The following is a 20,274-nucleotide window of genomic DNA, read 5'->3' as shown; positions in this document are numbered from 1 at the left end:
AGAAGTTATCCCTTGGAGGCCCGGTCCAGGGAAGCCTGGCCCTTGCTCTGGGAGTCCTTGATTCTCGATTCGAGGGCCGCCTCGTCCACCTTGCCTGCGGCAAGGTCCGGAACGGACTGCACGGTGACGTTGAGGAGGCCGAGCTGCATGTCGCCCCAAGCGCCGGTGAAGGGGGTTGCCTTGGACTTGGCGGCAGCGTCAGCGAGCGGCTTGAGCTTGGGGTCGGTCAGGCTGGCCAGGGCCTCAGCGTTCGCGGGCAGGTCGCCGAAAATTTTCTGGTAGTTCAGCTGTTCATCTTTGGAGGTGATCAGCTTAATGTAGGCGAAGGCGAGGTCCTTCTGCTTTGAGTAATCGGCCACCACGATGTTGTCCCCCGAGAGGATGCTTGCGGCATCACCGTCGGACTTGGACTTCGTCTCGCCCGGCGCGATGGTCGGCATCAGGGCGTACTCGTATTTTCCGGCGATCTCCGATTTATCCAGCGTTGGTATCGAGCTGGAAGTGGTCATCATGAGGTAGCCCGCCTTGCCGCTGGCAAAGGCTGCCACGGCATTGCTGTTGCTCCAGCCTACTGATGCGGGGTCAACCACTTTGTCTTCTGTGAGCCAGCCAAAGTACGTCTGGTAGGCCTTCTTGACCGTGGGATCGTCCAACTTGAACTTGTTGCCGTCCACTAAGGGGTTGCCGGCCTGGACGGACATCGCCCAGATGAACTTCCAGGGGTCGAAGTTGTCCTTGTAGCCGGTGGCGATGCCGAAGGTGCCGTCTTTGGTCATCTTCTTTGCCTGCTCCGCGAGCTCATCCCAGCTGGTGGCGGGCTTGTCGATTCCGGCGGCTGCCAGAAGGTCCTTGTTGTAGGCCATTACGAACGGGCGGCTGACGAAGGGAATGCCGGCCTGGTGGTCCGCATCGGGGCCGGAGATACCCAGCGTGGCGGGATTGAAGCGGTCCTTGCCACCCACCTTCTTCCAGTCATCGTCCGAAAGGGTGACGAAAGCTTTCGTGGCATAGGCGGTAGGAGTGAAGGTGGTACCGAGGCTGTAGACGTCCGGGCCCTGCCCCGAGACAACCGAGGTCTGGATACGGGTGAGCTCATCGTTGGCGGAGGCGAAAGTTTCAAACTTTACGTCGGCTCCGGTTTCAGCCTTGAATTTTGCCGCGATGTCGGCCTGCCACTGCTTCTGCTGTTCCGGATACTGGCTCAGAACGTTCACCAGGACGTTCAGGGTTTTGCCCGTTCCGTCCACTTTTCCGTCGGCGCTGGTGGAGGTGTCAGTGGACCCTGAGCCGCCGCCGCAACCGGTCAAAGCCAATGCCGCAGCCGTAACGATTGCCGCGAGCCCGGAAGATGATCTAAACCTCATTGTTTTCTCCTCTTTGGAAACCCGCATGGCCACAACGTCTAGTGGCGGACATCCCTGCAGGCGATTCGAAATTCAGTCTAGGAAGAGGGCAACAGTTGCGGCAAGCGGTTGCCAAAAGTTGCCAAAAGATGTTTTGATGAAGTCACGTCCTCCCTATGGACGTCGATCTCTTGTTTCATCGGCCGGGCTGCCCGGCGCGAAAGGAATGGCCATGGTTACACCCGGATCAGGGGGCGAGCCGAGAGAAGGGAGTGCGGTTCCGGAACGCATGCCAACCATCCGCGACGTCGCCCTGCTGGCAGGAGTAGCCACATCAACGGTTTCCCGCGCGCTCTCCAAGCCGGAACGGGTGAACCGCCATACCCGGGAACGGATTGAAGCAGCAGCAGCACAGCTGAACTACGTGCCCAGCTCACAGGCGCAGGGCCTCAGCTCGGGCCGCACCAACGCCGTCGCCGTCCTCGTGCCGGACATTACCAACCCGTTCTACTTCGACATCATTCGCGGCACCCAGCACCAACTCAAGGCCGCGGGATACACACAGCTCCTTGTGGACACAGAAGAGTCCAGCGAGATGGAACTTGAGGCACTGCACAAGATGCGACGGTCCGCAGACGGCTTCATCCTCGCGGCCTCCCGCTTGACGGACACGCAACTGGCCGAGGTTTCCGGGATCCAGCCGGTGGTAACCATCAACCGGGCATCAGCCAGCACTCCCACAGTTGTTATTGACACCCCGTCCGCCGTTGTACAGGCCCTGGAGCACCTGGCTTCGTTGGGTCATCACCGCGTTTGCTACGTCAGCGGTCCGTCCACCTCCTGGTCCAACCGGGCACGCTGGAATGTCTTCGAGGAGGAGTCATCCAAACGCGGCCTGGAAGTCCATCACATCGGCCCATTTACTCCCAAGACAACATCGGGCGCGGCGGCGGCGGATGCGGCGGCACGAACCGGCGCCACCGCATGCATCGTATTCAACGACCTCCTGGCGATTGGAATGCTCCAAAGGCTTCGCGAGCGCGGAATCCGCGTGCCTGAGGACATGAGCATCGTTGGGTCGGATGACATTTTCGGCGCTGATTTCTGCAACCCGCCGCTAACCACCATCGCCAGCCCCATCGAACAGGCAGGGCGGGTGGCTGTCTCCATGCTTCTTTCCCAGCTGAATCCTGTTCCCGGCCGCTCCAGCCGCCAGCTGGCGGTTATGCCTACGCACCTGACCATCCGCGCCTCCACGGGTCCTGCGCCGGCGTAGGCCTGACGGGACAATCAAGATCGTAGGCACTAAGCAGAAAGCCCCGGCGGCGCTGCCGCCGGGGCTCCCCGGGAATGACTGCTGCTAGAGCCGGTCCGTCTTGTCGTCGCCCTTGTGGGTTGCCCCGCGCAGGTTCTCCTGGACCTTGCCGAACAGGTCCTTGATGGTGGACTCGGCGTTGGAGATAACGTCCACCGGCACATAGACATCATGGTTGAGCGGCAGGTCGTATTCGTCCTTCAGGTGCGTGCCGTTTCCCACCCCGGTCAGGGACAGGTAAACCATGGCCTCGGTGCGGGCGATTCCGGCAAGCTTGCCAAAAACCACCGTGAACTCGTTGGGCTGGAAGCTGATGGTCTGGCCGATATGGCTGCGGCCAAGTTCACCAGCGGGAACAACCTTTTCCGACTGGCTTCCGGTGTATTCCATAACTACTCCTCAGGTCGGGCGGGCATCTACGCCTGCAGTCTAGCCTCGCCCCGATCGCCCGGTACACCTCCCTGCCCCGGCACATCCCGCCGGCAACGTGTTGGTGCGGTGCACAAACCTGCGCCGTCCTGCGTGGCCAGTCCTCCATTGAACACGGCCCCACCGGCCCGGTTTGATGGAGGAGGGCCGGCATTACCCGTTCCCCAAATCCTCAACCAAAGAAAGCAGCGTGGCTTCGATGACGAATCGCGTCAAAGGTCCCGGCCTCTGGGAAGACGTACAAGTGGGCGACCCCGTGGAACTGAGCAGGAACGGCCGGGCAGCCTACGCAGGCCTGGTGGATGACCGCACTGCCGACGGAGACGTGGTGTGGGTCAGAACCCCCGTGGGAGGCCGCCGCCTTTTCCACATCTCCGACGGCTACGAGCTCGCAATCACCGCCTCCTGACGGGCTTGGGCGCAATGCCGCAAGCTGCAAGACTGGGTCCAACGCCTCAGTAGAACCACCAGGAGCTGCCATGACCGCGCATCACCCAGCCGAGAGTTCCAACCGCTTCACCAGCCTCCTGGGCATCGACGTTCCGGTGGTGCTTGGCCCCTTCGGCGGTGTCTCCTCAGTGGCGCTCACCGCCGCAGTGAGCGAGGGCGGCGGGCTGGGTTCGTTCGGGCTCTACGGGTACGACGCCGCTGCCATCCATAAGACCGCAGCCCAACTTCGGGAGGCGACAGCCAAGCCGTTCGCCTTGAATCTTTGGGTGCCTACCGGAAGCGAAATCGACGCCCTCCCGACCGAAGATTTCGAACGCTACACCGCCACGCTGAAACCCTACTTTGACGAGCTCGGCCTTCCGTACCCTGAGATGCCGGACCGGTACATGCCGGATCACGGCGAGCAGGTGGAGGCCGCACTCGAGGCGCGTCCCGCCGTCGTCAGTTTTGTCTTTGGTGTTCCTGGCCCCAACGTCGTGGAGGAGGCGCACCGCCGCGGCATCAAGGTGGTGGGCACCGCTACCACCGCCGCCGAGGCGGTGGCGCTGGAGGCAGGAGGTGTTGATGCGGTGGTGGCCACCGGGATGGAGGCCGGCGGCCACCGGGTGTCCTTCCTGAAGCCCGCCGAAGAATCGCTGGTGGGTACGTTTGCGCTGGTCCCGCAGGTGGCCGACGCCGTGTCCGTTCCGGTCATCGCGGCGGGCGGCATCGCGGACCGCCGCGGTTTCGCTGCCGCCATGGCACTGGGCGCTGATGCCGTGCAGGTGGGAACGGCCTTCCTGGCCACCCGCGAATCCGCCGCCGTGCCCGCCTACCGGGAGGTCCTGCACAGCCCCGCCGCTTCACACACTGTGTTGACCCGCGCCCTCAGCGGCCGGCTGGCCCGCGGCATTCCCAACCGGATCATTGCTGAGCTTGAAGAAACCGGCGAAGTGGCCCCTTTCCCGGTGCAGAACTGGCTGACGGGGCGGTTCCGTCCGCAGGCCGCCGCCCAGGGAAACACGGACCTGATGTCCCTGTGGGCCGGCCAGTCGGCGCCGCTGCTCCGGCACCACACCGCAGCAGAGGTCCTCGCCGAACTGCTGGCCTGAGCCTGAGCGGGCCGGCCGGCCGCCTTAGGTTGCAGCCAGATGCTGTTCCCGGACCGCGTGCCCCATCCACCATCAGCCGGACACCGAATCACCGATAGAATCTGAACGATATCTGACCGGCGCCGCCTGCCCGCGCCTGGTTCCGGCACCGGGAAGGGATGATCCGTGCGAACACACCGCCCGCGCGCGCCCTTCCACTTCCTCCGGACATCCGCGCTGGCCACTGTCATCCTGACGCTTGCCTCCGGCGCCCACCTTGCCGGCGGCGGGGAACTGCCGGCCCCGGCCATCCTGCTGGCGGTGCTGGCACTGATCACGCTCGGCAGCACCACAGCCACCCGCCTGAGGTTGGGGTTTCCAGCCATGGCCGGACTGTTGGGCGGCGGACAGCTGGCGCTGCACGAAGTGTTTACTGCCTTTGGTACTCCGGGCGCCGCGGCGGCGGGAGCACCCACCCTTCACGCCGGACACCTCGCCGGCGCGGATGTACTTCCCGCGGCGTTGGGCCACGCCCATGCCGCGGAACCTGCGTCCGGGCCCCTGATGCTTGCCGCGCACGCCGTGGCAACGCTCGTTTGCGCGCTCCTGCTGGCAAAGGGCGAGGAGGCCCTGTGGGCACTCGCGGCCTGGCTGCGGCCCCTGGCGGCCCTCCCCCACGCGGTGGCTCCCGACGCCGTTCCACCGGCTTTCGCTTCCTTTCCCACCGCTGCCGCGCCACGGCCACCCTGGCGGAACCTGCGTCAAGACAGCCGGCGCGGCCCGCCGCCCGCCGTCGTACTTTCCCGCTAGAACCGCCCCCGCACTCCCGCCGGCGGCACCCATACTTTTGCGCGCCTTGCTCCTATTCCTGTTCCTGACGGGACGGCGCGCCGGAAAGGCAACACCATGAACACCTCAGCACTTCGCCGCACCCTGCAAACAGCCGCCGCCACCGGAGGCGCTGCAGCCCTGCTGCTCGCCGTAGCAGGCGGGGCCTCGGCCCACGTCGGCGTGACGCCGGACAAGACCGATGCCAACTCGTACGCCCTGCTCACCTTCGGAATCCCGCACGGCTGCGACACCTCAAGCACCACCAAAGTGGCCATCACGCTGCCGCAGGAACTCAACGATGCCCAGCCCACGGTCAATCCCAACTGGACCGTGGAAAAGGTCACCGAACAACTCGCCGAGCCGAAGAAGCTGCCCGACGGCACCTCCATTACCAAGCGGACCAGCCAGATTGTCTACACCGCCAAAGCGCCCCTGGCCCACGAGCTCCGGGATGCCCTGGTGCTCTCCGTGAAGCTACCTGACGCTGCCGGCAGCACGCTGTACTTCCCCACCCTCCAGAGCTGCGAAACCGGGCAGACGGACTGGTCGGAGATCGCGAAAGACGGCCAGGACCCGCACGCCCTGAAGGCGCCGGCGCCCTCGATTACGGTCACCCCGGCAGCGGGCGCAGCACACAGCGAAGCCGCCACTGCCTCGGATTCGCACTCCAGCGCCGCCTCCACCGAGGAAGCCCTGGTGACGGACAGCGGGGCCGATGCCCGGAGCTGGGCGGGCCTGGCCGCGGGCATCGGCGGCCTGGTTCTCGGCGGCGTTGCATTCTTCCGCAGCGGCGCCAGGAGCAAGACCTCCGCGGACCCGGCGGCCAAGTAGGGCAAGGGCGTTGGTGCCCGGATCATCACGATCCGGGCATCAAATTGCCGCGCCACCTCGCCGCATCGTTGACGCGGCCCACCACTGCCGCGAAGGTGGTGCCATGAGGTCTCAGCGAATTTCACACGGGCTTGCCATCACGACGGCGGCAGCGGCCGCCGCACTGCTGCTCAGCGGGTGCGGCCCCAGCCAGCCGCAATCATCAACCACCCCCACCCCGGGCACCAGCTCTGCCAGCCCCGGCGCGACATCCGCGTCGCCCACCGCGTCCGGGACGCCGTCGGACCCGCCGTCCACAACTGCTCCGGCTACCGCTCCCCCCGCAGGACCGGCGCTCTGCAAGGCCGCCGGGCTCTCTGCAGCCACGGACGCGTCCGGCGGCGGGGCTGCGGGCAGCGTCTACATGAAGCTCAACCTCACCAACACCGGTTCCGAGCCCTGCCTGCTCCGGGGTTTTGCCGGCGTATCCCTGACCGCCGACGCAGCCGGCGCCCCCATCGGTGCGCCGGCCATCCGCGACGAGGCCACCGCACCCACCGACGTCCTGCTGGCACCCGGCCAGACAGGCTCGGCCGTCCTGCGCTACACCCAGGCCGGCAATTATCCCGACTGCGCCATGGTGGACGCCGCCGGCTACCGGATCTATCCGCCGGAAGATACGGCGTCGCTCTTCCTGCCCCAGCCCACCAGGGCCTGCAGCAACGCGGAGATTACGCTGCTCACCATCGGAGCGTTCCAGCCGGCTTAGGTCCCCGAAACACAAGGCGAGAGCCCTCAGCACAGAGAACTGCAGGCGGTCCGGCATGTGCCGGACCGCCTTCAGCCTGGTTTGGGTCGCGGGTCTTCCTAGTGGAGGTCTTCCTAGTGGAGGTCTTCCTAGTGGGCGGTGGTGGTTCGGCCGGCACGCGCGGTGCCGCGGGACAGCGCCACGCCCAGCCCGATCATGCCGACGCCCAGGACAAAGTGCAGCCAGTTGTCGGCGGTGTTCAGCGGGACGAAGTTCGCCGGCGTGTCATGTCCGATCAGCAGGCCGTAAAGCCAGAGAACCAGGTAAATGGCGCCGCCAACGATCAGGTAGTTCCTCGACTGTGCAGCATTCCGGGCCAAGGCGATCCCGGCGACCCCAAACAGCAGGTGGACGATGTTGTGAAGAATCGACACCTGGAAAATGCCCAGCAGCAGGGCTTCAGAGTCATGGCCGGCGAAACCCAGGGATTCGTAGTTGCTGGTGATGCCCGGGATGAACCCCAGGATGCCCACCAGGAGGAACACTGCGCCCACCGCAAGGGTCGCTTTCTGGATATTAGTACGGCCCACGGTGCGACCGTTCGAACTCATACTTGTCATGATCACTCCTGCTGTTTTGTCGTTTCCGTTTACATCATGGCTGCCGGGTTGCGCCTGACCATAGACTTAAACACCGACATCATAAGTATACTTATCACCTACGCCACGCATAGATCAGGGCCGGTAACAGACCCATCACAAAAGGCCCGCCAGGGCCCGGACCAAAGGCAGGCTGAACAGGGATGACGTCGATTTGGTTGGACGGCCGGGAAGCATTCGCATCGGATCCGTTCGAGCCCGGAAGCAGTTACGACACCGTGGTGGCAGGGGCCGGACTGACCGGCCTTGTGACCGCGCTCCTGCTGGCTCGTTCCGGGCAGAACGTCCTGGTGTTGGAAGCACGGTTTCCCGGTGCCGTGACTACCGGGAACACCACGGCCAAGGTCACCCTGCTGCAGGGCACTTTCCTGTCCCAACTGTCCCGCCAGTACTCGCAAAAGCAGGTGCAGGCGTACGTGGACGGCAACCGGGAGGGCCAGGCCTGGCTCCTGCGGTACCTCGATGAGCAGAACGTGCCCTACCAGATCCGGGATGCCTACACTTATGCGGCGTCCGCGCAGGGGACGGAAAAACTCCGCGAGGAGGTCAGCGCCGCCACGACAGCGGGCCTGGACATGGAATACGTGCGCGACGCCGGCCTGCCGTTCCCGGTGCACGGCGCCATCCGCCTCGCGGACCAGGCGCAGATCCACCCCGTCGACGTGCTGGACGCGCTGGTGGCGGACATCCGCGGGCGCGGCGGGTCAGTGGTGGGCGGCGTCCGGCTGCAGGACGTCACTGGCGGCCGCCCGGCCACCGTCCACACCGACCATGGGACCGTCACGGCCAACGAAGTGGTGCTGGCCACCGGGATTCCCGTGCTGGACCGCGGGCTGTACTTCGCCAAGCTCAAGCCCAGCCGCTCCTACGCGGCAGCACTGCAGCTGCAGGAGGACCAGGCGCCGCCCCCGGGAATGTACATCTCGGTGGAACAGCCAACCCACTCGTTGCGGGACTACGAGAGGGACGGCCGCAGGCTGCTGCTGGTGGGCGGGCACGGGCACCATGTAGGGCGGGCGAGATCGGAAAAACACCACCTCGGGAGCCTCCTGGACTGGGCCGCGCAGCAGTATCCCGGCTCGCAGGTGACGCAGACGTGGTCGGCGCAGGACTACATGGCCGTGAACCTGATGCCTTTCTTTGGCAAGCTGCCGCGGGGCAAAGGCCACGTGTACTTCGGCACCGGCTACAACAAGTGGGGCATGACCAACGCCGTGGCGGCGTCTTTGGGGATTGCTGCCGACATCCTCGGCGGGCATGTGCCGTGGGCCAACACCATCCACCACCGGATCACGTCACCGTCCGGAGCACTCTCGGCGGTTTCCCTCAACGCCGGGGTGGCAGCCAAGCTGGCCTCCGGCTGGGGGCAGCTTGCCGCCGAAGGGCTGAAAACGGAAGGTGGGAAGGTCCTCAAAAAGGACAAGGACCAGCTGCCCCCGGCTCCCGCCCCTGTGGTCCCGGACGAGGGCCAGGGGCAGGTGTACCGTGAGGGCACCCGCCCGGTTGCCGTCTCCACCGTGGACGGAACCACCTGCAAGTTGTCCGCTGTCTGCACCCACCTGGGCGGCATTGTGCACTGGAACGACAGCGAGCGGACGTGGGACTGCCCGCTCCACGGCTCCCGCTTCAGCAATGAGGGAGAGCTCCTGGAGGGCCCGGCCACCCGGAATCTTCCCCCTGCAGGGAAGGCTTGAGCAGCCGCGCACCTCCGGGACAGCCGCATGATCCGGGCAGGTCAGACGCCGGGTGGGCTGTCAGTGGGTTAGGGCATGATGGGAGCATGCAGCAGGAACAGGGCTCGACGCCGGACGCCTCCGCCTCCGGTACGCCCATGGCGCAGTTCAGCAGGCCCACCCGGGAGTGGTTCCTTGGCGCCTTTTCGGAGCCAACCCCTGCCCAGGACGGTGCGTGGCAGGCCATCTCCTCCGGCTCGCATGCGCTGGTAGTCGCGCCCACTGGCTCCGGGAAAACCCTGGCCGCGTTCCTCTGGGCTCTGGACCGGCTCCTGGTGTCTGGTTCCGTACTGCCGGAAAGCCCCGTACCGGCACTGGAGGCACCGGCAAAGGGACGGCGTCCCCGGGCGCCAAAACGCAAGACCCGTGTCCTGTACATCTCACCCTTGAAAGCACTCGGCGTGGATGTGGAGCGGAACCTTCGCTCGCCGCTCATCGGCATCACCCAGACCGCCAAGCGGCTCGGGCTGCCCGCCCCGCTGATCACCGTGGGCGTCCGTTCCGGCGACACCACCACGGCGGACCGGCGCGCGTTGCTGAGCAACCCGCCGGACATTCTGATCACCACGCCGGAATCGCTGTTCCTGATGCTCACGTCGCGGGCCCGCGAAACCCTCACCGAAGTGGACACCATCATCATCGATGAGGTCCACGCCGTGGCCGGAACCAAGCGCGGCGCGCACCTGGCCGTCTCACTGGAACGGCTGGATGCCCTGTTGCCCAAACCGGCACAGCGGATCGGGCTCTCCGCCACCGTTGAGCCGCGGGAACTGGTGGCCCAGTTCCTGGCCGGGACCGCACCCGTGGAAATCGTTGCCCCGCCGGCGAAGAAGAACTGGGACCTCACCGTTTCCGTCCCTGTCGAGGACATGTCAGACCTCCAGGGTGCCGCCGGCGCCTTCGATTCCGGCCCGGCGTCCGGACTGCAGCCGCAGGCGTCCATCTGGCCGCATGTGGAGGAAAAAATTGTCGACCTGGTGCTGGCCAACCAGTCCACCATCGTTTTTGCCAACTCCCGCCGCCTGTCCGAACGGCTCACGGCGCGGCTCAACGAGATCTACGCCGAACGGCAGCTGGTATCGGCCGGGGGCGGCTGGGACGATCCCGAGCCGCAGCAGGCCGGCGTTCCCGCGTCCACGGCCACTCCGGCGCACATGATGGCGCAGGCAGGAAGCTCGGCCGGATCGGACCCGGTGCTGGCGCGCGCCCACCACGGCTCCGTTTCAAAAGACCAGCGTGCCTTGATCGAGGACGACCTCAAGTCCGGCCGGCTGCGCTGCGTGGTGGCCACGTCATCCCTGGAACTGGGCATCGACATGGGTGCCGTGGACCTGGTGGTGCAGGTGGAATCGCCGCCTTCCGTGGCCAGCGGACTGCAGCGGGTGGGCCGGGCCGGCCACCAGGTGGGCGAGGTTTCCCAAGGCGTCCTCTTCCCGAAGCACCGGGCAGACCTGGTGCATACGGCAATCACCGTGGAACGGATGCTGAGCGGAAAGATCGAGCGCCTCAGCATCCCCGCCAACCCCCTGGACATCCTTGCCCAACAAACCGTGGCCGCCACGGCGCTGGGCAGCATCGACGTTGAAGAATGGTTTGCCACCGTCCGCCGGTCAGCCCCCTTTGCGTCCCTTCCGAGGTCCGCGTTCGAAGCAACACTGGACCTGCTGGCCGGCCGCTACCCGTCCGATGAGTTTGCCGAGCTGCGCCCGAGGATCATCTGGGACCGCAACGCCGGCACCATCGAAGGCAGGCCAGGGGCCCAGCGCCTGGCGGTCACGTCCGGCGGCACCATCCCGGACCGCGGCCTCTTCGGCGTCTACATCATCGGCACCGAGGTGGAGGGAACAGCCTCCCCCGCAACGGACGGCAAGCCCGCGCCTGCGCCCAAAGGCGGCCGGCGGGTAGGGGAACTGGATGAGGAGATGGTCTACGAATCCCGCGTTGGCGACATCTTCGCGCTCGGTGCCACCAGCTGGAAAATCGAGGACATCACGCACGACCGCGTCCTGGTCTCCCCCGCGTTCGGCCAGCCCGGGAAGCTGCCCTTCTGGAAGGGCGACTCCCTCGGCCGCCCCGTGGACCTCGGCCGCGCCCTGGGCGCCTTCGTCCGCGAACTGTCAGCGTCCGACGTCGGGCCCGCCACCGAACGCTGCAAGGCCAGCGGCCTGGACGACTTCGCCGCCAACAACCTCATCCAGTACCTGGGCGAACAGAAACAGGCCACCGAGGTGGTCCCCAACGACACCACCCTGGTGGTGGAGCGGTTCCACGACGAACTGGGCGACTGGCGGGTGATCCTGCACAGTCCCTTCGGCATGCCCGTCCACGCGCCGTGGGCTTTGGCGGTGGGCCAGCGGCTGCACCAGAGGTATGGCCTGGACGGGTCGGCCATGGCAGCCGACGACGGGATCGTGCTGCGGGTGCCCATGATGGAGGACGAGCCGCCCGGCGCCGAGCTGTTCCTGTTCGATCCCGACGAACTGGAACAGATCGTCACCGCAGAAGTTGGCGGCAGCGCACTTTTCGCTTCGCGCTTCCGTGAATGTGCTGCGCGGGCCCTGTTGCTGCCGCGGCAGACTCCCGGCAAGCGGCAACCGCTGTGGCAGCAGCGGCAGCGGTCCGCCCAGCTGCTGGATGTGGCCCGGAAGTACCCTACGTTCCCCATCGTCCTGGAAACGGTGCGCGAATGCCTGCAGGATGTTTACGATCTTCCCGCGCTGAAAGACATCACGGCGTCCGTGGAGCGGCGTGAGCTGCGCATCGTGCAGACCACCACCACCCAGCCGTCACCGTTCGCAAAGTCACTCCTGTTCGGATACGTTGCCCAGTTCCTGTACGAGGGCGATTCGCCGCTCGCGGAGCGGCGGGCTGCAGCACTGGCCCTGGACTCCACACTGCTGAACGAACTGCTGGGCCGCGTCGAACTGCGGGAGTTGTTGGACGCGAAGGTAATCGACGCCACCGAGCGGGAGTTGCAGCGCCTGGCGCCGGACCGCCGGGCCCGCGGGCTCGAAGGTGTGGCGGACCTGCTGCGGCTCCTTGGACCGCTGGCGCCGGAGGAAGCTGCCGCCCGGCTGGAACCGGCCGCGGTGGTTGAGCCTGTCGAAACCGAGCCTGCCGACTCCCCGGTGGTTGAGCCTGTCGAAACCGAGCCTGCCCAAACCGACACAGCCCACGCCAGCACGGAAACAGCCACCACCCACCTGGTCGCCCTGCAGCGCGCCAACCGCGCCATCAAGGTGAACATTGGCGGCGTGGAACGGTTTGCCGCGGTGGAGGATGCCGCCCGCCTCCGGGATGCCATCGGCGTGCCCCTGCCCATGGGGGTTCCGCTCGCGTTCATTGAACCCGTGGCGGATCCTTTGGGTGACCTCGTCTCCCGGTACGCCCGGACGCACGGACCTTTTACGGCGGACGAAGCGGCAGCCCGCTTGGGCCTGGGTGTGGCCGTGGTCAGCACTGCCCTGAAACGCCTCGCCGCCGACGGCCGGGTGGTGGAAGGCGAATTCCGGCCCCACGGCGGTGGAACTGCGGCACCCGACGTACCGGCCGCCCTGGATGCACCAGCCGCTGATGGGCAGCACCCCGAGACTCAGCACCCCGAGACACAAAATCGCACCCCCGTCAGCGAGTGGTGTGATGCTGAGGTGCTCCGCAGGCTGCGGCGGCGGTCGCTGGCAGCATTGCGCGCGGAGGTGGAACCGGTGGACGCGTCCGCCTACGGCCGGTTCCTTCCGGCCTGGCAGCACGTCCGGACCCCGGGCGGCGGCCGCGGTCAGCCGTCGTTGCGGGGACTGGACGGCATCGTCACGGCCATCGACCAGCTCTCTGGAGTTCCTGTTCCGGCCTCGGCCTGGGAGCCGCTCATCCTGGCCAGCCGGGTATCCAACTACCAGCCCGCCATGCTCGACGAGCTCATGGCCGCCGGCGAGGTGCTCTGGTCCGGGGCAGGAGCCTTGCCCGGAAATGACGGCTGGATCAGCCTGCACCTGGCCGACTCGGCGGAACTGACCCTGAACCCGGCCATCGACTACGAACCCGGGGACGCCCAGCTGCGGCTCCTGGAGCACCTGCGCAACAACGGCGGCGGCTACTTCTTCCGGCAGCTGACAGACGTGGCCGGCGGCATGGACTCCGTCCTGACCGACCAGGAAGTGGTCACCGCCCTGTGGGATCTGGCATGGGCGGGCCGCATCACCGGCGACACCTTTGCACCGGTGCGGGCACTGATCGCCGGGGGCCACACCGCCCACCGGCAGGTAGCCCGCGCACCCCGTGCCCGGGCCCCCCGTCTCAGCCGGCTGGGGCGTTCACACGGCACCGGGTTAATGGGTTCTGCCGGCCTGGGCAGCGGCCGCTATGGCGCGTCCTCAACGGCAGCAGCCACCCCTCCCATGGCGGCGGGCCGCTGGTCAGCCCTTCCGCAGCCCGAACTGGACGCCACCATCCACGCCCGCGCCACCGCAGAGCTCCTGCTGGACCGCTACGGCGTGGTGACCCGCGGTTCGGTGATGGCCGAACAGATCCTGGGCGGATTCGGCCTGATGTACAAGGTCCTTGCCCGGCTGGAGGAGGCCGGCCGGTGCCGCCGCGGCTACTTCATCGAACACCTCGGCGCGGCGCAGTTCGCTGTTCCCGCAACCGTGGACCGGCTGCGTTCCTATTCGGAGGACACCCAGCTCGCCAAGCCGGAACCTGTTGCCCTCGCCCTGGCCGCCACCGATCCTGCCAACCCTTACGGTGCGGCTCTCCCCTGGCCCGCCCAGCATGACGAAGCCGGAACCGGCCACCGTCCCGGACGCAAGGCCGGCGCCCTGGTGGTGCTCGTGGACGGGGCGCTGGTCCTGTACGTGGAACGGGGCGGCAAAACGCTGCTCGCCTTCAGCGACGACGAAAACATCCTTGCCGCGGCCGGCGCGGCACTGGTGGGGGTGGTGACCCGCGGCGCCGTGGACAAGCTGATTATGGAGAAAGTCAACGGACACGACATCCTGGATACTCCCGTTGCAGCCGCGCTCAGCGCGGCCGGGGCCTACTCCACACCCAAGGGGCTGAGGATCCGTGCCTGAGGGGGATTCCGTCTGGCGCGCCGCCAACCAGCTGCATCAGGCCCTGGCAGGGCAAAAGCTGATCAGTTCTGACTTCCGGGTACCCCGCTTCGCCACCCTGAACCTCGCCGGCTGGACCGTGGCCGAGGTAGTCCCCCGCGGCAAGCACTTGCTCATGCGGGTGGTAAGCCCGGAGGACAAAAAGCTCACCATCCACTCACACCTGAAAATGGAAGGCGCCTGGCAGGTCTACCCGCCCGGCGGCAAGTGGCGGAAACCGGGCTACACCGCCAGGTGCGTGCTGCGCACCCCGGTGGCGGACGCCGTCGGGTTCTCGCTGGGGATCGTCGAAGTGGTGGCCACCGCAGACGAAGACTCCATTGTCGGTTTTCTCGGCCCGGACCTGCTGGGCCCGGACTGGGACCTCGACGAAGCAGAGCGCCGGGTCCGGGCAGCTCCGGACGTCCCCATCGGAGTGGCGCTGCTCGACCAGCGCAACCTCGCCGGCATAGGCAACATCTACCGCTGCGAAACGTGTTTCCTGTCCGGAGTGCATCCGGCGGCACCCGTATCCGCCGTGGAGGACGTCCGGACCCTGATGACCGACGCGAAGCAGCTGCTCGAGGTCAACCTCGGTCCCGGCCGGCGCGTCACCATCCTCAACCCCAAAGGGATGCCGGTGGGCAGGATGGCGGGGCGGCCGGGGTACTGGGTCTACGGCCGGGAGCACCGGCCCTGCCTCAAATGCGGGACCCCCGTGCGGCGCGGCACCCTCGGCAAACCCAACGGCGAGGAGGAACGGGACATCTACTTCTGCCCGCGCTGCCAGCCGGCGCCAGCCTAGCGCGGCGCTGAGGCATCCGCTGCGGCGGCAGCGGCTACGCCCTCCTGTGGGTCGGGCTGGGCCGGCAGCGCCGCAGGCACCATAAACACCGGCAGCAGGAACTGGACCAGCGGACCGATGGCAAGGGCGTAGACAACAGTGCCCACCCCCACCGAGCCACCGAGGAACCAGCCGGCAGCGAGAACCACAACTTCGATCAACGTCCGGGACACCCTCACCGACCAGCCCGTCCGCCGGGCCAGCCCGGTCATCAGGCCGTCACGGGCACCGGGACCGAACCGCGCGCCGATGTAGCAGGCAGAGGCGATTGCATTGAGCAGGACGGCGCCTGCGAGCATACCGATCTGGCCGCCCAGGTGGGAGAAGGCGGGAATCACCGCGAGCCCGATGTCTGCAAAGACACCCACCAGAACCGCATTGCACAGCGTGCCGAACCCCGGCCACTGGCGCAGTGGAATCCACAGCAGCAACACCAGGAAGCTCACGATGATGACCACCGCCCCGATGCTAAGACCCGTCCTGCCCGCCACGCCCTGGTGGAAGACGTCCCACGGGTCGAGGCCAAGGCCGGCGCGGATGAACATGGCAAGGGAAATGCCGTACATGGCGAGGCCAATAAAGAGCTGGAGGAGTCTGCGGGTCAACATGCCCTTAACACTGTCAAGCAACTGGCCTTGAAATACATAGCCAGTCTGAGATACTGGCCTGATGTCTTCCCTGACCGCCTCCGCCCTTGCCCGCCTCCTGGGCGCGTGGAACCTCGGCGCCGCGCCCGCCTACCGCGAGCTGGCCGACGTCGTACGCCTTCTAGTGCTGGACGGAAGAGTGGCGCTGGATACGGCACTGCCCAGCGAGCGAGCCCTCGCCGAAGCCCTGGCCGTCAGCCGGACCACCGTCACGGCGGCCTACGGCCTGCTCCGCGACCAGGGATTCCTCAGCAGCGGGCAGGGCAGCAGGAGCCGGACCAGGATTCCGCGCGCGGCGACGGCCGGCACCACAATGTCCAGGGGGCCCCTGCCGAATACTCCCGATTCGGGCGGACTTGCTGCCGCCGGACTGGCGCCGGGACTCGCCGCACCCGGCCTGGCAGCACCGCCAGGACTGATCGACCTGGCATATTCATCCTTGCCGGCCAGCGGCGAGCTGGTCCATCGGGCGTTCGCAGCAGCGCTGACCGAACTGCCCGCCCTGCTCCCGGGCTTCGGCTATGACGCCATGGGCCTGTTGCCCCTGCGGGAAGCGGTGGCAGCACGTTACACGGCCGCCGGTGTCCCTACTGCCGCGGACCAGGTCCTGGTGACCTCCGGAGCGCAGCACGCCCTGAACATAGTGCTTCGCGCGCTGGCAGGCCGCCATGACCGGGTGCTGGTGGAACACCCGAGCTATCCGAACGCGCTGGACGCCATCCGCGCAGCGGGGTGCCGTGCCGTTCCGGTAGCCTTCGCAGCGCCCATCGCCGGCAAACCCGAGGGAAGGGCCACGGTTGCCTGGGACATGCACGGACTCCAGGCGGCGCTGGCGCAGCAGCGGCCCAGGCTGGCGTATGTGGTGCCCGATTTCCACAACCCCACCGGCCAGCTGATGCCGGACCTCCAGCGCCGCCAGCTGGTCAAAGCTGCCGCGGCCGCCGGGACCACCCTGGTAGTGGATGAGACCCTGCGGGAGCTGAATCTCGACGGCGCAGCCACCACGCCCGTTGCAGCTTTCAGTCCGGCGGTGGTCACCATCGGAACACTCAGCAAGTCGCACTGGGGCGGCCTGCGCACGGGATGGATCAGGGCCTCGCGGGACATGATCCAGAGGTTCGCGGCGGCGCGGACCTCCCTGGACCTCGGCGGCCCGGTGATGGAACAGCTGGCGGCGGCCCACCTGGTCCGGGCCATGGACGAACCATTACCGGCACGGCTCGCCGCCCTCCGGGAGAACCGGGCGGCCCTGCTGGAGCTCCTATCCGGACACTTGCCGGAGTGGGAAACGCTCTACCCCTCGGGCGGACTGTCCGCCTGGTGCAAACTTCCCGCCCCCATCAGCACCGCCCTGACGGTGATCGCTCCCGACTTTGGCATCCGGCTGGCCGCCGGACCGCGGTTCGGGATCGGGGGCGCCTTCGAGCGCTACCTCCGGGTACCGTTCACGCTTCCGCCCGGGAAGCTGGAAACCGCAGTCCTGGCACTGCGGTCAGCCCAGGACCGGCTCGACGCCGCCCCGCAGCTGCGTCGGAGCCTCAAGAAGGCCCCCGACCTGGCTATTGCCTGACCGGTCCCGGATGCCTGCCAAACCGGCCCATGCGTTGCTTGGCAGTATTGGTCCCGGCTCCCACCGGAACATGGGCCGTCGCTTTGGCCAGGCCAAAGAGCGGCATCCCGTTGTAAATGACTTCAATTCCGGCAACAGGCACCTGGTAGGTCTCGTGCCACACGCCGACATCACCGCTTCCGGCAGTCTCCTTCATGAACCGGCGCCAGGGTTCAAGGTGCGGCGATTCCCTGTCGGCGGCGAATTGCCGCAGGTGTTCCGGGCTCTCCCAGTAGCTAAGCAGCATGGTGGTCCTGCCGAACCACTGCTGGTACCCCAGCATCCCGGACGCCGGATCCGCGGCCAGATGCTGGAGCATGCGGGGCATGGCGCCCGCCACCTTGCCGATTGTTCCCAGCTTCCACCACCGGTTGGCCCGCATACCGATCAGGAAGACCGTCACTGAGTCCCGGCTTGGATCGGCGGTGTACCGACCCGGAAAAACACTCTGCGCCATGGCAGGCTCCTTGGGCTTGTTTCATAACCTTGTTTTGTAACGACGTTACGAAACAAGGTTATGAAACAATGGGACCCATGGCAAGACCTGTGATCCATAACGATTCCCTGCGGCAGGAACTGCTCGCTGTCACCGCTGAACTGGTGGACCGTGACGGGCCCGCCAAGGTGACGCTGCGCGATGTGGCAGCAACCGCACGGACGTCCACCACCGCCGTCTACTCGCTGTTTGGTGGGAAATCCCAGCTCCTCACGGCCGTGGTGGACCACGGGTTCGGGTCCTTCCGGGACTCCCAGGTGGCCGCGGCCCCGGCGGGGCTGCAGGGCCTCGGCGTTGCCTACCGGGCGTGGGCGCTTGAGCACCCGGCGCTGTACCGGCTGATGTTCGGCGGGGCACTGGCCGCGTACGTGGATTGCCAGCCGAGCCCTGAAGTTTCAGCAGGGGCCATGGATCCCCTGATGGAAGCGGTGGCTTCGGCCCAGGCGGCGGGCGCCCTGCGGGCTGAACCTGTGGAAGTAGTGGCTTTCGCCATCTGGGGCCAGGTGCACGGCCTGGTGAGCCTGGAACTGGCGCAGGTTGGCCCGCCCGGCGCCGACTGGGCCGCCGCCTACAACTCCGCCTTGGACGCGATGGCCCGTGGCTGGGCCGCCTGACGGCACTGCTTTCCGAGGGGCTTGTTCGTCCGCGACACGCAAAATACCTGGCGCGGCGGATATACCATCGCGCCAGGTATTTTGCGAGTCGATCTGATTTGCGCGTCGCTGCCCGTACAAGACGCGCCGCTGCCGCGCCAGAACCGTTTAGGCGTACACCTTCTCCAGGAAGTTGCCCCAGGCCTTGGCAGTGGTTTCAGTGTCGCCGGCCCCGCTGAAATCGTGGACGGTCATTCCCACCGGCGCACCAAAGGCGTTGCGGCCGAAGAACCGGTAGAGCGCGTCCGAGGTGCGGATCCCCAGGAAGTGCTCGTTGGAGAAGTCCACTTCGCCGCTCAGCCGGCCCACGCCGTCGAGCTCCAGCTCCACGCCCGACCCCGCGGCGGAGGACTCCACGCCCAGGGCCCGGCGCAGCTGGGCAAAACCGTCGGCAGCCTGCGACTCCGCGGGCGCCTGGATATCCGTGAAGACCACGGGGCGGCCGTCGAAGTACTGCAGGTACTCGCCCAGGGTGTGCAGGTAGAACTCGGTGTGGCGTGAGGCGCCGTCGTACTGCCCGTCCCAGTTGTCCCCGAAGATGCCGCTGTGCACGTAGTGGAGGCGGGCGCGGCCGCCCTCGAGGGGCTCCAAAACGTGCTCGAGCTGGTTGAACCAGCCGTCCGGGCCGTCCATCCGGGACACGAGGTGGGTCGGGTATTCCTGGACCGTTTTGACGTCCGGCCACTGGTCCGTGGGGAACATCCAGGCCGGCGTCCCGGCAGTGACCGCCTCCCACACCCGCTCCGGCGTGCCGGGCAGCTCGGTGTCGTAGACGATTTCGAATTCGCGCTTGTCAGTCATTGTCCTGCTCCTTTGCTGTAGGGATTTCCGGGCTTTCCGGGGTCTCCTTGGTTGTCTTTAGGGTGGTTGCCTTGAGGACGGGATGCAGTGCCACCACCAGCCGGTGCCGCCTGCCGCCTGACGCCCCGGCACCTGGCCGGGCGCCGCCGTCGTGATACTTGTCCACCAGCCGCGTGACCGCCACGCCAAGCTCCTCTGCGAAGGCGGCGCGGTCAGCTGCGGTCCGGAAGGTAATCTCGCCGTCAATGGCGAAGGTGGCCAGCTTTTGCCGGGCAGCGGCGGCGCCGGCGATCAGCTTGCCCATCTCCTGGACCATCCGGCCGGCAAGTGCCAGCAGCCAGAAGGCGGAGAAGCGGTCTGAGAACCGGTGCGGATCCGGCGATACCGAGGACAGGGCCTGCGGTGAAATCAGGTAGGAGGCCGCGGTGGCCTGAAGCACCCGCTCGGTCACGTTGCCCTTCCGACGCTCCTCCACCAGCTCCACCAGGCCATGCCGTTCGAGGGCCTTGAGGTGGTAGTTGACCTTCTGCCGGGGCAGCCCCACCTTGACCGCGATCTGCGTTGCCGACCCAGGATGGGACAGCTCGTGCAGGATCCGCGTGCGCACAGGATCCAGGGAAGCTTCTGCCGCAGCCGGGTCCTCGATAACTGCTATGTCCAACATGCTTCAAGTGTGTCTACCGACAACTTTTATTGTCAAGAACTTTTTTATTATCGGTTGCCTGATCGATGATTGGGCCGCGCCACGT

18 protein-coding genes are annotated in these 20,274 nt (G+C 66.8%); 11 read left to right on the top strand and 7 right to left on the bottom strand.

Translation table 11 applies throughout. The features are described 5' to 3' along the window. Positions 1–5: 5 nt before the first annotated feature. Positions 6–1,364: an ABC transporter substrate-binding protein gene (locus tag QRN11_RS08770; protein WP_285250668.1), complete on the bottom strand. Its 1,359-nt coding sequence runs from the start codon at positions 1,362–1,364 to the stop codon at positions 6–8. A 211-nt stretch (positions 1,365–1,575) separates the two neighbouring features. Here QRN11_RS08770 and QRN11_RS08765 point away from each other — a divergent pair, with 211 nt between their 5' ends. Continuing rightward, positions 1,576–2,619, top strand: coding sequence for a LacI family DNA-binding transcriptional regulator (locus QRN11_RS08765; protein ID WP_285250667.1), 1,044 nt, complete (start codon positions 1,576–1,578; stop codon positions 2,617–2,619). A gap of 84 nt (positions 2,620–2,703) precedes the next feature. Here QRN11_RS08765 and QRN11_RS08760 read toward each other — a convergent pair whose 3' ends face one another. After that, positions 2,704–3,048, bottom strand: a complete 345-nt coding sequence (locus QRN11_RS08760; protein ID WP_091422354.1) for a hypothetical protein — start codon at positions 3,046–3,048, stop codon at positions 2,704–2,706. Between the two features lie 238 nt (positions 3,049–3,286). On the opposite strand from QRN11_RS08760, the gene QRN11_RS08755 reads away from it, so the two are divergent. The 5 genes from QRN11_RS08755 to QRN11_RS08735 all read left to right on the top strand — a co-directional run bounded on the left by QRN11_RS08755 (position 3,287) and on the right by QRN11_RS08735 (position 7,017). Beyond that, entirely contained in the window at positions 3,287–3,496 is a 210-nt protein-coding gene (locus QRN11_RS08755; RefSeq protein WP_285250666.1) for a hypothetical protein, read from the top strand. Positions 3,497–3,566: 70 nt separating this feature from the next. Beyond that, positions 3,567–4,628 (top strand): NAD(P)H-dependent flavin oxidoreductase, encoded by a 1,062-nt coding sequence (locus QRN11_RS08750; protein WP_285250665.1) that lies wholly within the window; start codon positions 3,567–3,569, stop codon positions 4,626–4,628. Between the two features lie 165 nt (positions 4,629–4,793). Next, a complete protein-coding gene (locus QRN11_RS08745) occupies positions 4,794–5,417 on the top strand; it encodes a hypothetical protein (RefSeq protein ID WP_285250664.1) in 624 nt (207 codons plus the stop codon). A gap of 96 nt (positions 5,418–5,513) precedes the next feature. Next, a complete protein-coding gene (locus tag QRN11_RS08740; RefSeq protein ID WP_285250663.1) occupies positions 5,514–6,269 on the top strand; it encodes a YcnI family copper-binding membrane protein in 756 nt (251 codons plus the stop codon). 103 nt (positions 6,270–6,372) lie between these two features. After that, positions 6,373–7,017: a DUF4232 domain-containing protein gene (locus QRN11_RS08735; RefSeq protein ID WP_285250662.1), complete on the top strand. Its 645-nt coding sequence runs from the start codon at positions 6,373–6,375 to the stop codon at positions 7,015–7,017. Between the two features lie 128 nt (positions 7,018–7,145). Here QRN11_RS08735 and QRN11_RS08730 read toward each other — a convergent pair whose 3' ends face one another. Continuing rightward, complete coding sequence (locus QRN11_RS08730; protein ID WP_502686308.1) at positions 7,146–7,616, bottom strand: DUF4383 domain-containing protein; 471 nt, start codon at positions 7,614–7,616, stop codon at positions 7,146–7,148. A 182-nt stretch (positions 7,617–7,798) separates the two neighbouring features. Between QRN11_RS08730 and QRN11_RS08725 the strand changes: the two genes are divergently transcribed. The 3 genes from QRN11_RS08725 to QRN11_RS08715 all read left to right on the top strand — a co-directional run bounded on the left by QRN11_RS08725 (position 7,799) and on the right by QRN11_RS08715 (position 15,280). After that, positions 7,799–9,349, top strand: a complete 1,551-nt coding sequence (locus QRN11_RS08725; protein WP_285250661.1) for an FAD-dependent oxidoreductase — start codon at positions 7,799–7,801, stop codon at positions 9,347–9,349. Between the two features lie 86 nt (positions 9,350–9,435). Beyond that, on the top strand, positions 9,436–14,457 hold the full coding sequence (locus QRN11_RS08720) for a DNA glycosylase AlkZ-like family protein (RefSeq protein WP_285250660.1): 5,022 nt from the start codon (positions 9,436–9,438) through the stop codon (positions 14,455–14,457). After that, positions 14,450–15,280 (top strand): Fpg/Nei family DNA glycosylase, encoded by an 831-nt coding sequence (locus QRN11_RS08715; RefSeq protein ID WP_285250659.1) that lies wholly within the window; start codon positions 14,450–14,452, stop codon positions 15,278–15,280. Before QRN11_RS08720 ends, QRN11_RS08715 begins: the two co-directional genes overlap by 8 nt. On the opposite strand, the gene yczE is transcribed toward QRN11_RS08715, so the two are convergent. Next, positions 15,277–15,927 carry a membrane protein YczE gene (gene yczE / locus QRN11_RS08710; protein WP_285250658.1) on the bottom strand — a complete coding sequence of 217 codons (651 nt, stop codon included), beginning with the start codon at positions 15,925–15,927 and terminating at the stop codon, positions 15,277–15,279. The genes QRN11_RS08715 and yczE overlap by 4 nt on opposite strands. Positions 15,928–15,985: 58 nt before the next feature. Between yczE and yczR the strand changes: the two genes are divergently transcribed. Beyond that, positions 15,986–17,536: a MocR-like transcription factor YczR gene (yczR, locus tag QRN11_RS08705; RefSeq protein WP_285250692.1), complete on the top strand. Its 1,551-nt coding sequence runs from the start codon at positions 15,986–15,988 to the stop codon at positions 17,534–17,536. Here the strand turns inward: yczR and QRN11_RS08700 are convergent. Beyond that, positions 17,526–18,032 (bottom strand): DUF4188 domain-containing protein, encoded by a 507-nt coding sequence (locus QRN11_RS08700; RefSeq protein ID WP_285250657.1) that lies wholly within the window; start codon positions 18,030–18,032, stop codon positions 17,526–17,528. The two genes, yczR and QRN11_RS08700, sit on opposite strands and share 11 nt — an antisense overlap. 77 nt (positions 18,033–18,109) lie before the next feature. Between QRN11_RS08700 and QRN11_RS08695 the strand changes: the two genes are divergently transcribed. Beyond that, entirely contained in the window at positions 18,110–18,685 is a 576-nt protein-coding gene (locus tag QRN11_RS08695; RefSeq protein ID WP_285250656.1) for a TetR-like C-terminal domain-containing protein, read from the top strand. A gap of 147 nt (positions 18,686–18,832) precedes the next feature. Here the strand turns inward: QRN11_RS08695 and QRN11_RS08690 are convergent, their stop codons facing one another. Continuing rightward, positions 18,833–19,525: an SRPBCC family protein gene (locus QRN11_RS08690; RefSeq protein ID WP_285250655.1), complete on the bottom strand. Its 693-nt coding sequence runs from the start codon at positions 19,523–19,525 to the stop codon at positions 18,833–18,835. Then, positions 19,518–20,189 carry a winged helix-turn-helix domain-containing protein gene (locus tag QRN11_RS08685; RefSeq protein WP_285250654.1) on the bottom strand — a complete coding sequence of 224 codons (672 nt, stop codon included), beginning with the start codon at positions 20,187–20,189 and terminating at the stop codon, positions 19,518–19,520. The genes QRN11_RS08690 and QRN11_RS08685 overlap by 8 nt, the downstream gene beginning before the upstream one ends. Positions 20,190–20,274: the final 85 nt, after the last annotated feature.

The organism is Pseudarthrobacter sp. fls2-241-R2A-168, assembly GCF_030209335.1.
In the GTDB taxonomy this organism is placed as follows: Bacteria; Actinomycetota; Actinomycetes; order Actinomycetales; family Micrococcaceae; genus Arthrobacter.
Note: the sequence above shows the minus strand (reverse complement) of the source record. Positions and strands in the feature narration are given on the sequence as shown.